At 65.1% G+C, this 14,312-nt stretch carries 14 protein-coding genes and 1 pseudogene; 10 read left to right on the forward strand and 5 right to left on the reverse strand.

What is annotated here, in order from left to right; all coding sequences use genetic code 11:
- Nucleotides 1-43: 43 nt before the first annotated feature.
- Both BMI85_RS00610 and BMI85_RS21595 read right to left on the reverse strand, forming a co-directional pair.
- Nucleotides 44-934: an aldo/keto reductase gene (locus BMI85_RS00610; protein ID WP_078599155.1), complete on the reverse strand. Its 891-nt coding sequence runs from the start codon at nt 932-934 to the stop codon at nt 44-46.
- 87 nt (nt 935-1,021) lie between these two features.
- Nucleotides 1,022-1,169 (reverse strand): annotated as a pseudogene (locus BMI85_RS21595) (alkanesulfonate monooxygenase); the annotation flags it as partial.
- A gap of 349 nt (nt 1,170-1,518) precedes the next feature.
- On the opposite strand from BMI85_RS21595, the gene BMI85_RS00620 reads away from it, so the two are divergent.
- The 8 genes from BMI85_RS00620 to BMI85_RS00655 all read left to right on the forward strand — a co-directional run bounded on the left by BMI85_RS00620 (nt 1,519) and on the right by BMI85_RS00655 (nt 7,378).
- Nucleotides 1,519-2,034: a hypothetical protein gene (locus BMI85_RS00620; protein ID WP_078599156.1), complete on the forward strand. Its 516-nt coding sequence runs from the start codon at nt 1,519-1,521 to the stop codon at nt 2,032-2,034.
- Nucleotides 2,035-2,145: 111 nt separating this feature from the next.
- Nucleotides 2,146-2,760, forward strand: a complete 615-nt coding sequence (locus BMI85_RS00625; protein WP_078599157.1) for a nitrous oxide reductase accessory protein NosL — start codon at nt 2,146-2,148, stop codon at nt 2,758-2,760.
- Between the two features lie 66 nt (nt 2,761-2,826).
- Nucleotides 2,827-3,411, forward strand: a complete 585-nt coding sequence (locus BMI85_RS00630) for a nitrous oxide reductase accessory protein NosL (protein ID WP_246832460.1) — start codon at nt 2,827-2,829, stop codon at nt 3,409-3,411.
- Nucleotides 3,411-3,734, forward strand: a complete 324-nt coding sequence (locus BMI85_RS21525; protein ID WP_078599159.1) for a hypothetical protein — start codon at nt 3,411-3,413, stop codon at nt 3,732-3,734. Before BMI85_RS00630 ends, BMI85_RS21525 begins: the two co-directional genes overlap by 1 nt.
- Complete coding sequence (locus BMI85_RS00640) at nt 3,731-4,873, forward strand: FtsX-like permease family protein (RefSeq protein ID WP_078599160.1); 1,143 nt, start codon at nt 3,731-3,733, stop codon at nt 4,871-4,873. Before BMI85_RS21525 ends, BMI85_RS00640 begins: the two co-directional genes overlap by 4 nt.
- A 10-nt stretch (nt 4,874-4,883) precedes the next feature.
- The gene (locus BMI85_RS00645) at nt 4,884-5,582 is read left to right on the forward strand and encodes an ABC transporter ATP-binding protein (RefSeq protein WP_078599161.1); all 699 of its coding nucleotides are present in this window, start codon (nt 4,884-4,886) and stop codon (nt 5,580-5,582) included.
- Nucleotides 5,579-6,577, forward strand: coding sequence for a hypothetical protein (locus BMI85_RS00650; RefSeq protein WP_078599162.1), 999 nt, complete (start codon nt 5,579-5,581; stop codon nt 6,575-6,577). Before BMI85_RS00645 ends, BMI85_RS00650 begins: the two co-directional genes overlap by 4 nt.
- A 105-nt stretch (nt 6,578-6,682) precedes the next feature.
- Nucleotides 6,683-7,378 carry an SDR family NAD(P)-dependent oxidoreductase gene (locus BMI85_RS00655; protein WP_078599163.1) on the forward strand — a complete coding sequence of 232 codons (696 nt, stop codon included), beginning with the start codon at nt 6,683-6,685 and terminating at the stop codon, nt 7,376-7,378.
- Between the two features lie 12 nt (nt 7,379-7,390).
- Here BMI85_RS00655 and BMI85_RS00660 read toward each other — a convergent pair whose 3' ends face one another.
- Nucleotides 7,391-9,067 carry a thiamine pyrophosphate-binding protein gene (locus tag BMI85_RS00660; protein ID WP_078599164.1) on the reverse strand — a complete coding sequence of 559 codons (1,677 nt, stop codon included), beginning with the start codon at nt 9,065-9,067 and terminating at the stop codon, nt 7,391-7,393.
- A gap of 113 nt (nt 9,068-9,180) precedes the next feature.
- Entirely contained in the window at nt 9,181-10,095 is a 915-nt protein-coding gene (gene yghX / locus BMI85_RS00665) for a YghX family hydrolase (RefSeq protein ID WP_078599165.1), read from the reverse strand.
- 244 nt (nt 10,096-10,339) lie between these two features.
- Between yghX and BMI85_RS00670 the strand changes: the two genes are divergently transcribed.
- Complete coding sequence (locus BMI85_RS00670) at nt 10,340-11,479, forward strand: HlyD family efflux transporter periplasmic adaptor subunit (protein WP_078599166.1); 1,140 nt, start codon at nt 10,340-10,342, stop codon at nt 11,477-11,479.
- A gap of 12 nt (nt 11,480-11,491) precedes the next feature.
- Nucleotides 11,492-13,480 (forward strand): cellulose synthase catalytic subunit, encoded by a 1,989-nt coding sequence (locus BMI85_RS00675; RefSeq protein ID WP_078599167.1) that lies wholly within the window; start codon nt 11,492-11,494, stop codon nt 13,478-13,480.
- 17 nt (nt 13,481-13,497) lie between these two features.
- On the opposite strand, the gene BMI85_RS00680 is transcribed toward BMI85_RS00675, so the two are convergent.
- Nucleotides 13,498-14,076, reverse strand: a complete 579-nt coding sequence (locus BMI85_RS00680; protein WP_078599168.1) for a hypothetical protein — start codon at nt 14,074-14,076, stop codon at nt 13,498-13,500.
- Nucleotides 14,077-14,312 lie beyond the last annotated feature (236 nt).

The raw sequence follows: 14,312 nt of genomic DNA on the forward strand, positions 1-14,312 counted from the left end.
CCCCGCGCCGGGTGGCGCGGGGTGAATTAGGGCATTGCGTCCATCATGGGACCGGCTGACCGAGCCCGGCCTCGTAGAGGCGGAACCACGTCTCCCTGTCGATCTGAACCTTCAAAGCATCGGAAAGCTTCGCGATCCGCTCGAGATTGTTGGTGCCCATCACCGGGATGATCCGCGCGGGATGCGCCAGCAGGAAAGCCGTCGCGACGGCTGCGCGATCCACGCCCTGCGCCTCGGCGATCTCGTCGAGAACGCTTTGCACCGGCCCCTCGCCCGTCATCAACGCGCCGCCGCCCAGTGGCGACCACGCCATCACGGGCTGGGACTGCCGCTGGTGAAAGGCCAGATCGCCATTGGTGAAGGGCTGCAGGCAACCGAGGCTAATCTCGATCTGGTTGGTCACCAGCGGCGTCTTCATCCCCGATTGCAGCAACTCCCAGTCCCACGGGCGGAAGTTTGACACGCCGACCGCGCGCACCTTGCCGGACGCCACGAGATCGTCGAGCACCGCTCCCGTCTCGTGATGATCCATCAGCGGATCAGGGCGGTGGATCAGCAGCAGGTCGATCCGGTCGGTGGCCAATTCCCGCAGCGAAGCCTCGACCGAGGCTTCGATATGCGCGCGCGAGGTGTCGTAATGCTTCACCTTGCGATGAGCATGACGGCCCGCCGCGACGATGATGTCGCATTTCGTGACGATCGCCATCTGATCGCGCAGCGACGGGTCCTCGCGCATCGCCGCGCCGAAGACCCCCTCCGCCGTGTAGCCGCCATAGATATCGGCATGATCGAACGTGGTGATCCCCTGCGCCAGACAGGCGTCGATCTTGGCGCGCACATGGGCGGACGAGGTGTCGGCATCGTCGGCGAGCCGCCACATGCCATAGACGATCCGGCTGAGCGCGACATCCGAGGTAAGGTCGATCTTTTCCATTAGCGGCGTTTCCCTTCTGCGAGCGGTGTTGAGGGCGGTCCCATAGATTTCGGGCAGCGAGACCGTGTCGATATGCGGATAGCCCTACAAGGTGAAGGCGCCAATGCCCATCTCGCGGTAGTCTTCAAGCTTCGAGAGCACCTGATCGGGTGAGCCCACCAGCGCCGCACCGCAGCCGGAGCGTGCGCCCCACCCCGGTCCAAAGGTTCGGCGCGACATAGCCGCTCTCATCCGCACTGCAGTCATGCGTCTCTCCCTCGCGATTTCTCTTCGACTTAGCTTAGGTAAACAACCTACTTGATAGCGCACCGGCCTGCCGATCTATCATCAGGTTTCCGAGTTGCTGTGTCGAGATATCGCAGCGGAACCCGAAGGGCCCGGTGCAGCGCTCGATCGAGACCGGCGAGGCAGTGCACTTCCCCGCGCAGCCTTGGCGTCGCGTAGCCTGAAGGCACAGGTGGCAGGCCGGACCATGGCCCGACCGCCTGCGCTCTGGGCACGCAGGACTGCGACGCTGAGTCACCCCTCAAGCGTTTGACGCGGATCAATTCTCGGCTCACCCTCATGTGATACGAGCTTGAACAATGACCCGACCCCAACGCGCCTCCAGAGCCTTTGACGGCAAGATCGAACGCGGCCCGCGCCTGCACGCGCCGCGCTTCGCTGGATTGCGCCGCGCGCAATCGGCGCTGCTGACCGCGCTCGTCGCGATCCTGCTGCAGGTCGTCCTGCTGACCGATCATCTGGGCGCGGCCGCCATCGCCGCCACCGGCCGGGCCGCGCCCGGTGCGCAGATGGGGCTGCTGCAGACCTGTACCGGCGAGGGGATCGTCTACATGACCCCGCAGGGCGAAACGGTCGCCGCGCCGGATGGGGCCGCGCCCCTGCCCGGCCAGACCGCGCCCACGGGTCAGGTCCACAGCCAATGCGCAGTCTGCGGCTCGGCCTCGGTCTGCGCGTTTGAGGCTCCCGACACGATCGTCACCCCGGCCCGTCTCGACCGCGAGATCGCCCCGCTCCATGCGTCCCTTGAGCGGGTCTCTCTCCCGGTGCAGACCGCGCCCCGTTTCCGGCACGCCCGCGCCCCTCCTGTCGTCTGAGTGCGTCCCTGCACGTCGATCCGGACGTGCTTTTTTGCAAACCAGACACATGGCTCGCGACTGCGCCCGTCTCTCGATGGCGGTGCGTTGCGATATGACAGGATGATCCCAATGAAACGACGCGACTTTCTTCTGACCTCTTCGACCGGCCTCGCGCTGGTGGCCTCCGGCGCCGCTGCCGAGGATATGAAACCGATGGACGGCATGCCGATGTCGCCGATGGACTGGACCGACCAGAACGGGCTGACCCGCTTTCTCAAGACCGACACCGCGCCGCTCGAGAACGAGTTCGAGAAATACCCCCGCTGCCCCTATTGCGGCATGATGCGGCAGATGTTCAGCCAGACGCGCCACCTGATCGTCTATGACAACGACACGGTCGACGGCACTTGCTCGCTGCATTGCGCGGCGATCAGCCTCGCGCTGAACGTGGATGCGGGACCGAAGACGATCTACGCGGGCGATGCGGGGGCCACGGCCAAGGTCAAGCCGCTCGCGGTGGTCGATGACATGACCTACGTGATCGACACGAAAAAGCCCGGCACGATGACCGGCACGTCGAAATACGCCTATGCCGATCCAGCCAAGGCGGATGCGGCGGCCAAGGACGGGGGCAAGCTGGCGAGCTTCGACGAGGCGCTGGTCATGGCCTATGCCGACATGGCGCGCGACACGATCAACATTCGCAAACGCCGCGCCGAGCGCCGCGCCCGCGCCGGTCAGTGATCGCCTCAAGGCGGGGCCCGCGCGGTCCCGCCACATTCCGAATACGTTTCAAGGAGTTGCAAGACGATGTGCAACCATCCCTGCCATCACGGCGGCACGCCGGCACGCCCCCCGTCGCGCCCCATGTCGCGCCCGACGCGGCGCCAGATGCTCAAACGCGCGGCAGCCCTCGCCGCGGCCCTCTCGCTCGGCCCGGGGCTGAGCCCCGCGCGTGCCGATGCGCCCACACTCGACCTGCCCCCGCCCGGCCCCGGCGACACCTGCCCGGTCTGCGGCATGTTCGTCTACAAATACCCCGAATGGGTCACCACGGTGCTCTACGCGGATGGCTATGCCGATCATTTCGACGGTGCCAAGGACTACTTCAAATACATGTTCGACATGGAGAAATACGCCCTTGGCCGCAAAGCCGACCAGATCACCGGCATGGGCGTGACCGAGTATTACGGGCTCAAGCTGATCGACGCGCGCGAGGCGCTTTATGTCGTGGGTTCGGACGTTCTGGGCCCGATGGGGCACGAGCTGGTGCCGCTGATGAACGCGGTCGATGCGCAGGATTTCATGCGCGACCACAAGGGCCAGAAGCTGTTGCGCCATGACGAGGTCACACCGGAGCTGATCGACGCGCTCGATCAGGGCGGCCCGTTCTGATGCGACGCTCGAGCTATGTTTTCGCGGGGCTCGGTTGCCTGACGCTGCTGCTCGCGGTGGAGCTTTATTACCCCGTCTTCGCGCGTCCCCATCGTGATGGGCGTCTGCTCGAAGAGCGCACACTGGTCGCGCGGCTGGGGCTGACCGACCCGGCACTGTTTACCGAGGCGCGCTACACCCGGAACCCCAGCCTCGCCGATCTGAACACACCGTTTCAGGACCACCCGGGCAGCTTCGACCACTTCCCCTCCGGCACCTTCGTGCCGCCCCCCGCCACGCCCGGCAAGGGCTGGCTCCTGTTCCAACCCGAGGCCGCGAAATGACCCCATTCCTGCGCCGCCAGCGCGCGCTGGCCGATTTCACCCTCGCCGCTCTCGCCCGCCGCAAAGGCAAGAATATCGCCCTGATCGCGGTCTATTCCGTGGTGGTCTTCGTGCTCGCCTCGGCGATGTTCTTCGCCGCAAGCCTGCGGTTCGAGACCACGACCGTGCTCGAAGGCGCGCCCGAGATCACCGTGCAGAAGATCACGCTGGGCCGTCAGGATCTGATCGAAGGATCGGTCGCCGACGAGATCGCGGCGATCCGCGGTGTGACCGAGGCCCATCCCCGGCTCTGGGGCTATTATTACGACCGGATCAACGGCGCGAATTACACCGTCATGGTGCCCGACGATCCCGAGATGATGCCCGACCCCGGTCAGATCGCGATTGGCGAGGGCATCCCCCGCGCACGCGGCCTCGAATGGGCGGGCGCGCCGGTTTTCCTGTCGCGCTATGAGGGCGATCTGAAGAAATTCGACGTCGCCAAGACCTTCAGCCGCGACTCCGCGCTGATGACCTCGGATCTGATGCTGATGAACGAGGCCGATTTCCGCGACTTCTTCGACATTCCCGAAGGCCGCTACACCGATGTCGTGGCCCGCGTGCGTAACCCCAACGAGGTCGCCACCATTGTCCAGAAAGGCTCGAACGCGCTGCCGCAGATGCGCTTCGTCACCCGCGCCGATATCGCGCGCACCTATCAGAAACTGTTCGACTGGCGCGAGGGGCTGCTGACGGCGCTGGCCTTCGCCGGCATCCTCGCCTTCGTCATCTTCGCCGCCGAAAAAGCCAGCGGGCTCTCGGCCGAGGAAGCGCGCGAGATCGGCATCCTCAAGGCGGTCGGCTGGAACACGCGCGACGTGATCGCGATGAAGATGTGGGAAGGCGGGCTGATCTCGCTCGCGGCCTTCCTGATCGGCACCGTCGCGGGCTTCGCCCATGTGTTCTTCTTCGGTGCCCCGCTCTTCGCGCCGATCCTGCAGGGCTGGGCGGTGATCTATCCCGATTTCCCGCTGAGCCCGCATGTGGACGGGCTGCAATTGCTGACGCTCGCGCTGCTGACCACCCTGCCCTATATCGCCGCGACCGTGGTGCCGATCTGGCGCACGGCCTCGGCCGATCCCGATGCCGTAATGCGCTGAGGAGGCCCCCATGATCACTCTGCAATCCGTGACCAAGACCTATAATGCGGGCCGCCCCAATGCGGTGACCGCGCTGGACGGGATCGACCTGAGCATCGAGGGCCGGGCCGTCACCGTGCTCAAGGGGCCGTCGGGCTCGGGGAAATCCTCGCTGCTGTCGGTCGTGGCCTGCATGGCGCGGCCTTCCACGGGCCGCGTCAGCCTCGATGGCGAGGTCGTCTCGGGCCTGCCCGAGCACTTCCAGACCGAACTGCGGCGCGAGCGGTTCGGCTTCATCTTCCAGCGGTTCAACCTCGTGCGCGGCCTGACCGTGCTGGAAAACGTGATGCTGCCCGCCGCGCCGCTGGGCCAGCCCTTCGGAGAGCTCCGCGCGCGGGCGATGGACCGGATCGAGGCGCTGGGTCTGGGGCCGCGCGCCCAGACCCGGATCGAGTTGCTCTCGGGCGGCGAGGCGCAGCGCGCAGCGATTGCGCGGGCGCTCATCAACGATCCGCCGATCCTGATCGCGGATGAGCCCACGGCCAATCTCGACAGCGCGCTCTCCGAGACCTTCCTGCAGATCGTCGCCGAGGAGAAAGCGCGCGGGCGCACCGTCATCATGTCGAGCCACGACCCACGTGTCTGGGGCGCGGACTGCGTCGACCGGGTGGTTTCGATGCGTGACGGGCGGATCGAGGACGCGCCTGCCCAGCAGGAGCCGCAGCCATGATCTTTCAAACGCCGATCATGGCGCTCTTGCTGGTGGCGGGGCTGGCCGCGCTTACGGCCTTCTGGGCGGGCGGCTTCGCCGTCACCGTTCTGCGCCGCTGGGACCTGACGGATATGGGCGCGCGCCAGCTGCGCATGGAGCGGATGACGGAGCTGGTCTCGACCCTTTTCGCCGCCGTCATGCTGGCCGAGCTCGCGGCGCTTTTGCTCTTCGTCTTCAATGCCGACCGGATGTCGTCGCTATTCGTCGGCGCGATGTGTGCGGTCGGCACGCTCAACGTGAACGATTACGGTTTCCCCGCGCTCTATCTCAAGATCGGGGTGTTCTTCGCCGCCGTGATCTGGCTGATCCTCGACCGGGCCGACAGGCTGGGCCGGGACTACCCACTGACCCGTGTGAAATACGCACTCCTCCTCGCAATCACGCCGTTGATCCTTGCCGATGGCGCGGTCGAGCTGAGCTATTTCCTCGACATGCAGACCGATGTGATCACCTCGTGCTGCTCGAAGCTGTTCACGCCGAACAATCCCAATCTCGCGAACCAGATGGCGGGCGTCAGCGAAGCGCAGGCGCTCTGGCTGCTTGGCCTCACCGCGCTGATCGCCTTGACGGCAGGGATCGCGGCGCTGATCCGCAAGCGCGGCTACGAGCTTTACGCGCTGGCCTCGGCGCTGATGTTCGGGATGGGGCTGACCGCGATTGTCGCCACGATCTCGCTCTATATCTATGAAAACCCCAACCATCATTGCCCGTTCTGCATCCTCAAGCCCGAATACGGCTATGTCGGCTACGCGCTGTATGTGCCGCTGTTTCTGGCCACCGCAGCCGGTCTTGGGGCGGGCGCGCTCAGCCCGTTTCAAAAGCGCGCTTCGCTGGCGGGGCCCCTGCCGGGTCTGATGCGGCGGCTGCTGATCTGGTCGATGGCCGGGTTCGCCACCTTCGGGATCGTCTGCCTGATCGTAATCTGGCGCTCGCATCTGATCCTCTTCGGCTAAGCTATCCGCGATGCGGGCAGCCCCGATTTGGGCCATTGTCGCGCCGGGCTATGTCGTAAGGCAACCCCGCCGGGCGCGGGAACGCGAACTGGAGGAGGACTGACCATGAGCAAGGCACAGGCGGTGATTATCGGAGTGGGCGACGGGCTTTCAGCCGCAGTGGCGCGGGAGCTTGCGCCCGATTATGACCTGACGCTGGCGGCTCGCAGCGCCGAGAAGATGCAGGCGCTGGCCGATGAGACCGGTGCGCGCATGGTGCAACTGGATGCGACCGACGAGGCCGCGATTGCCGATCTGTTCGACGTCCTGCCCGCGCCGCCGCGCGTCGTCGTCTACAACCCCTCCGGCCGGGTGCGCGGCCCGGTGGCGGAACTCGATGCCGACGAGGTTCGCGCCGCCGTCGAGATCACCGCGATCGGGGCGTTTCTGACCGGCAAGCACGCCGCGCGCCGGATGCTCGAAGCCGACCCTGCCGAGGGTACTCGCGGCACCATCCTGTTCACCGGCGCCTCGGCCGGGGTGAAAGGATTTGCGCGCTCCGCCCCCTTCGCGATGGGCAAATTCGCGCAGCGCGGGCTGGCCGAGAGCATGGCGCGCGAATTGCACCCGCAAGGCATCCATGTGGCGTGGGTGAATATCGACGGCATGATCCTCAATCCGGGCCGCAGCGAGGCGCCCGACAAGCCCGGCTCGATGCTGCGCCCCGCGGCGATCGCGAAGACCTATCGCCAGCTGATCGAGCAGGATCGCAGCGCCTGGACGAACGAGATCACGCTGCGCCCCTGGGTCGAGACGTTCTGAGGCGGCGGGCGCTCAGCGCCCCTTGCCCGCCTCCAGCGCCGCAGCCCGCATCGCCGAGAGCGACTGGCGTGGGGTCAGCGCCTCGGGCGAGATCACGAGATCCAGCACCGCGCCGGTCTCGGACGCCCGCGCGCGTTCGAAAGCGGCGGCGAAATCCTCCGTCCGCTCGACCCGCTCGCCGTGGAAGCCATAGGCCTTCGCGAGCGCCGCGAAATCCGGGTTCACCGCCATCGAAGTGCCCGACACGCGGGTCGGATAATTGCGCTCCTGATGGGCGCGGATCGTGCCGTAAATCCCGTTATTGTGGATCAGGATGATCGGCTGCGCGCCCGCCTGCGCGGCGGTGGCAAGCTCCTGCGAGGTCATCTGGAAATCGCCATCGCCCGCGAAACAGACCACCGTTCTCTCGGGCTGCGCCACCTTGGCGGCAATCGCGGCGGGCACCCCGTAGCCCATCGCACCCGATTGCGGCGCAAGCAGCGTGGCGTTCGGTCCGAAGCGGAAGAACCGCCCCGGCCAGACCGCGAAATTGCCCGCCCCGTTGGTCAGGATCATATCCTCGGGGAGTTCCTCGCGCAGATAGGCGCAGACCTTGCCCATATCGACCGGCGAGGGCAGATCGGGCAGATCGAAGCCGGCCTCATAGGCCGCGCGGCCCTCGGCCCGCCAGTCGGCCCAGTCACCCTTGACCGGCTCCAGCGCGCCAAGGGCTGCGGCAAAGGCGTTCGGCCCAGCATGGATACCCAGTTCGGGACGGTAGATCTTGCCGATCTCCAAATCCGAGCCGTGGACATGGATCAGCCGCTGCGCGGGCTGCGGCACGTCAAGAAGCGTGTAGCCATCGGTCGTATTCTCGCCAAAGCGCGCATTGATCGCGAGGATCACGTCGGCCTCGCGCATCAGACGCTTCACATGCGGCGCCATCCCGACGCCCGCATCGCCGCAGAAGACGGGCGAGTTATTGTCGAACTGGTCCTGATAGCGAAACACCGAAAGAACCGGGATATCAGAGGCTTCCGCGAAGGCCTTAATGTGCGCAGTGCCGTCCCCGCGCCAGTTGCACCCACCATAGAGGATCAGCGGACGCTTGGCCCCGGCCAGCATCTCGCGCAACTCGCCCATCGCGACCGGATCAGGCTGCGGCTCGGTGATCCGGACGGGCGCGCCAAGCGGCGCGGCCTCGGTCATCGCGGTCAGCATGTCCTCGGGCAGCGCGACCACGACCGGACCGGGCCGACCGCTCACGGCCATCGTCCAGGCGCGCGAGAGGATTTCGGGGATGCGCTCGACCCGGTCGATCTCGACGGCCCATTTCGCCATGGTGCCGAAGACCGCCTTGTAATCGAGCTCCTGAAACGCCTCGCGGCCCTTCATATCGGTGCCGACCTGCCCCACGAACAGGATCATCGGCGCGGAGTCCTGCATCGCGGTATGCACCCCGATCGCGGCATTGGTGGCCCCGGGACCGCGCGTGACCATGCAGATGCCGGGCTCCCCGGTCAGCTTGCCGTAAGCGGCGGCCATGAAGCTCGCCCCGCCTTCCTGACGGCACAGCACGAAATCCAGCGTGCCCTGCGTGTCGTGCAGCGCATCGAGCACCGCGAGATAGCTCTCGCCCGGCACCCCGAATGCCTTGCGCGCACCAAGCCCCACGAGGCTTTCGACCAGAACCTGACCACCGTTTCTCATGCGCGCGTCTCTCTCCCGTTTGCGGCTCCGCGCGATGACGCGGATCTTGCGAGAGGCCTAGCACGCGCCAAATCCGAGCGCACCCCCGGCAGACCGCGAGCCCGCGCGGAAGCTTATCCGGCGAGGTAGGTCCGGAACCACGCGATCATGCGTTCCTCGGCCAACTTGGCGGCGGCCTCGTCGTAGCGCGGCGTCGTGTCGTTGTGAAACCCGTGGTTCACGCCCGGATAGATATAGGCCTCGTAGCGCTTGTCGTTCTCCTCGAGCGCCTTCTGGAACTCCGGCCACATCGCGTTGATCCGCTGATCGAGGGCTGCGAGCTGGATCATCAGCGGCGCTTCGATCATCGCGACCTGCGCAGAGTCAGGCGCGGCCCCGTAGAACGGCACGCCCGCACCCATCTCGGGATAGGCGACTGCGAGCTTGTTCACCACGCCCCCGCCATAGCAGAACCCGGTCGCACCGACCTTGCCATTGGTGCCGTCGAGCGTCTGGAGATACTCGAACCCGGCGAAGAAATCATTGAGCAGCGCGCCCTGATCGAGGCTGCGCTGCATCGTGCGCCCCTCGTCATCATTGCCCGGATAGCCCCCGAGCGAGGACAGCCCATCCGGCCCCATCGCCACGAACCCCGCCTTGGCCAGCCTGCGCACGACATCGCGGATATAGGGGTTCAGGCCTCGGTTCTCATGCACGACGAGGATAGCCGCGGGCGGATTGTCCGGGGCGATCTGCGTCGGGCGCACCAGATAGGCGGTGATCTCGCCGGTGCCGTTTGGGCTGGGATAGGTGATGTCTTCGCCCTGAATCTCGGGATCGTCCTCGGCCACCTGTTGGGCGAGCGCGTAATCGGGCGCGAGCGCGCCGAGGATCGCCAGCGCGGTCACGCCGCCCACCGCCCATTTCCCCGCCCGATCGAGAAATTCCCGTTTCGAGATCTTGCCATGGACATAGTAATCGTAGAGATCGAGAAGTTCCTGGTCGAAATCGGCCGCCGTCAAGCGACGCGCATTGGCTGGATCGGTCATGGTGAATCCTCCTCCTGAGACCGGGAAGCATATCACGAACGAGTGATTTTCCGTCGCATTATCGACGCGCATTTCATGCGAGGCGCCCTCCTCACGCCGCGGCTGATCTAGCGTGCCGCGTCGCATCACAAACCAAATATTCTCAATAGATCCTGGGTTGCATCTTGCAATTACGTTACGTTTATAGGTTGTTAAACCTATTGGCCCCGCCCCGCTGTAACGTGTCATCTCGAGGAGCCCCGAATTGAAAACTTTTCGCCCTGTCATCGGTATCGTTTTAGTCGCGGGCGCGCTTTGGGTGATCGTCGGAGAGCAGATGTCGGGCGTGAGCGCCGATGCCGTCGTCAATGCGCCCGTGGTCACGGTGCGCAGCGGCACTGCCGGCAAACTCTCGATGCCGAAACGACCGCTTGGCGCCCATGTCGACAAGGGTGAGCGGCTGGCCACCGTCGATGATATCCTCTCGGACACGACGCGGCTCGAAGATTTGCGAATGGAGCTGGCGAATGCCGAGGCGAATGTCGCGCGGATAAAAAGCGACCTCTCCGCCAAACGCACGCATCGCGACGCCTATAGCGCGCGCACCAAGCTCTATCGCACGCATCGCATCGCCGAGATCGAGACGAAGCTGAAATTCGCCCGCGCGCGGCTCGACCGGCTGCAGCCCAATGCGCAAAGCTCGGAGACGAGTGCCACGAAAGTGGCGCAGACCGCCCCTACCGCCTCGGCGGAGAACGGCCCCGCGACGCAAGCGCGCGAGGACGTGGCGCTGCTCGAAAACGCGCTCGATGCCGCCAAGTCCGGCGTCTATCTGGGCGACGGCTATAACGACGCCCCAAGCTCCGAACAGCGCGGCGCACTTCTCGACGAGGAAATCGCCTCGCTTGAGGCGGACCTCACCGAGGCCGAGACGCGCGTCAAGACGCTCGACGCGCGCCGGGCAAAGGAACAGACGCGGGTGAACACTCTGGCCTCGAGCCAGGTGACATCGCCCGCGAACGGGATCTACTGGGAAACCCTGCAGGCGGATGGCGTGACGGTGCAGCGGGGCGATCCGATCATGTCGCTCGTCGATTGCGACGTCTCGCTGGTGACCGCCTCGGTGAGCGAAGGCGTCTACAACAACCTCAAGGTGGGCGATTCCGCGACCTTCAAGCTGGCCTCGCGCGACAAGATCTACGACGCGACGATCGCCCGGCTCGCCGGCAGCGGCGCGGCGCGCGTCTACCAGCACCTCGCCATCGCGCCGAGCCAGAAACATCTCGAGCGCTACGATGTGACGCTTCTCGTTCCGGACCTGAAATCCGATGCCGATCTCGACTGTCCCGTGGGGCGGACCGGGCGCGTGTTCTTCGAGCACCGCCCCCTCGACTTCCTGCGCTGAGGGCGGGGCGGCATGTTCTTCTATCCGCAACTGGGAGAGCTTGGCTCGGCGGCGATGCAGCTCATCCTCGTGGTGGGTATCACAGCCATTCTGCCGAGCTTCGTCAAACCGCGGCGCAATTGGCACCGGGCGGTCTTGCTGGGGATCAGCGCGGTGCTCGCGCTGCGCTATATCTGGTGGCGCGGAACCGAGACCCTCGCCCCGCCGGGCCTGACGCTGGATGTACTGGCAAGCTGGTCTCTCTACGCGCTCGAAGTCTTCACCCTGATCGGCTCGCTCAGCGCCTTTCTGGTCCTGTCGCGGATCAAGCTGCGCAGCGAGGAAGCGGATCAATACGCCAATCTCCCGAAGGAGAAAGAACCGCTCGTCGCAATCCTGATCGCCACCTATAACGAAGATCGCGACGTTCTCGAACGTACCATCGTGGGCGCGAAATTCTTGCGCCATCGCAACAAGATGATCATGGTCTGCGACGACAGCCGCCGCGACTGGCTGCGCGATTTCTGCGAGACCAAGGGCGTGCGCTACATGCGTCGGCCCGATAACGAGGGGCAGAAGGCCGGCAACATCAACCACGCGCTGGACCGACTGGCCGAGGAAGAGGTGCAGCCAGATTTCGTGGCAATCCTCGATGCGGATTTCGTGCCCCATCGCGGCTTCATTTCCCGCACGCTGGCGCTGTTCCACGACCCGGAGGTGGGCCTCGTGCAGACGCCGCAGCATTTCTTCAACTCCGACCCGATCCAGCACAATTTCCGGCTCGACAGTTCCTACCCGGACGAACAGCGCTTCTTCTTCGACCAAATGCAGCCCGCGCGCGACGGCTGGGGGATCGCTTTTTGCTGCGGCACCTCCTCGGTCTGCCGCTGGAGCGCGCTGCGCGAGATCGGCGGCTTCAACACCGAGAGCGTGACCGAGGATTTCATGCTGACGCTGGCGTTGCAGAATGCAGGCTGGCGCACCGTCTATCTGGCCGAGCCGCTGACCGAAGGGCTCGCCCCCGAAGGCCTCAAGGAATACATCACCCAGCGCGCCCGCTGGTGCCTCGGCCTGCTGCAGATCGCGCGGTCCTCGCTCGGCCCGTTCTCGAAAAGCAATCTACGCCTGCGCGACCGCTGGAGCGTCATCGACTCGATCTTCTACTGGACCACGACCTTCCCCTTCCGGATCGCGGCGATCTGCTACCCGCTGCTCTACTGGTATTTCAACATCACGGTGGTGAATGCGGGCCTCGCGGATGTGCTGAGCTATTTCGGGGTCTATTACCTGTGGAGCCTGATGATACTGAACATGCTCAGCCGCGGCATGGTCGTGCCTCTGCTGAACGACGTAAGCCAGTTGATCGGTGCGATCCCGATCGCCCGCGCCGCCTTCACCGGCTTGCTGCGGCCCCATGGCCACCCGTTTTCGGTGACGGCGAAAGGCGGGGATCGGTCGAAAGTCGTCGTGCAATGGCGGATCATGATGCCGTTCCTGATCCTGTTCTTCCTGACGCTGGGCGGTCTTCTGATCGGGATCGTCTGGGACCGCTTCGCCTATTACGACGCGGGCGACGGCAAATGGGTGATCCTGTTCTGGACGGTCTATAACCTGTTCCTGCTGGCCGCGACCTGCCGTGCCTGCGTCGAGCTGCCCCGGCGCGAAATCCATGTGGCCGACAAGCCCGAGCGGATTTCCTTCGTCTCCGACGGCACGGAATACTGGGTCTGGATGACCTCGTTCACGATGGACACGGTGCGCCTGCGCGGCCTGACCCTGCCGGAACAGACCCGCGGGATGCTGACGATCGACCAGATCACCGACCCGATCGAATGCTACGTCATCGCGAAGACCCGCGACGGCGCGCGGCTACAGCTTCTGCCGACCGAGGAACAGCGCGAGGAGCTGTTCGTGCGCTTCTATGCCGAAGGGGACGAGCCGGGCGTCAGCCATGTGAGCGCGAGCGCGCTTCTGCACGACATCTACCGCCGCTTCTTGCCGAAATATTCCTCGGACGAGTGAGCCCGCGGGGCGCGCGATTAATAGGTATTGATGGAGATGCCGACGAAGGCTTCCTTGGCCAACGCGCGCCAACCCGCCCGGATCGAGACCGGACCGTCGTCGATTTTCTGGGTCACCGCGATGGTACGCTCGGAATAGGTGTCGCTTCCGCCCGCGGAGAGCTCTAGCCCCAGCCCGGAGCGGTTCCCGGCCTGAAACAGCGCAAACCAGTCCTGATCGATCGTGTTGTATTGCGCCAGCATGAAGACATGCCCGAAGCCGGTCGGCGTATACCGCTCCAGCCCCACGCGCGCACCGAGTCGCCAGTTATCGTCCGCCAAGGTGCGACCGATGCTGGGGCCGAGCTTCAGCGTGCCGATTCCCTCGAGCGCGAAGTCCCGCGTGACGGCCGCGCCGGTCGACCATCCGCCTTCGTAATCAGAGAAATTCGCGCTGAAGCTCACTTTCCCGCGCGACATTGAAAAGACCGTGTCGGAGGTATTCTGCGCCGCGTCGAACTGCACAAACGTGCCATCCGCGCGGGCTTGCGAGCCCGCCCCCAGTGACAGTGCCAGACAGGTCGCGATCGCGACGCTTACATCTTGAATCTTTTGCATATTACGTGTCCTGTAAGCCTGTGCCCGAGACCTTTGCGGCCCCTCGATCTGCTATTTGGTTTTTGCGGAAAGACCCGTCGATAGAGCCCTCGCAGCCCCGTGCCCCGGGAGCTTGTTCCTTCGAGTGTTTGACATCGCTTTGCGCTTTGCAAGCCATCCTTCCGGTCCGCGAAAAAATTTACCTTGAAATGGGCCCGCACCACTTTCTCGCCGTATTTACTCAGTAACCATGATTT

Source organism: Thioclava sp. DLFJ4-1 (assembly GCF_002020145.1).
GTDB classification, from domain to species: domain Bacteria; phylum Pseudomonadota; class Alphaproteobacteria; order Rhodobacterales; family Rhodobacteraceae; genus Thioclava; species Thioclava sediminum.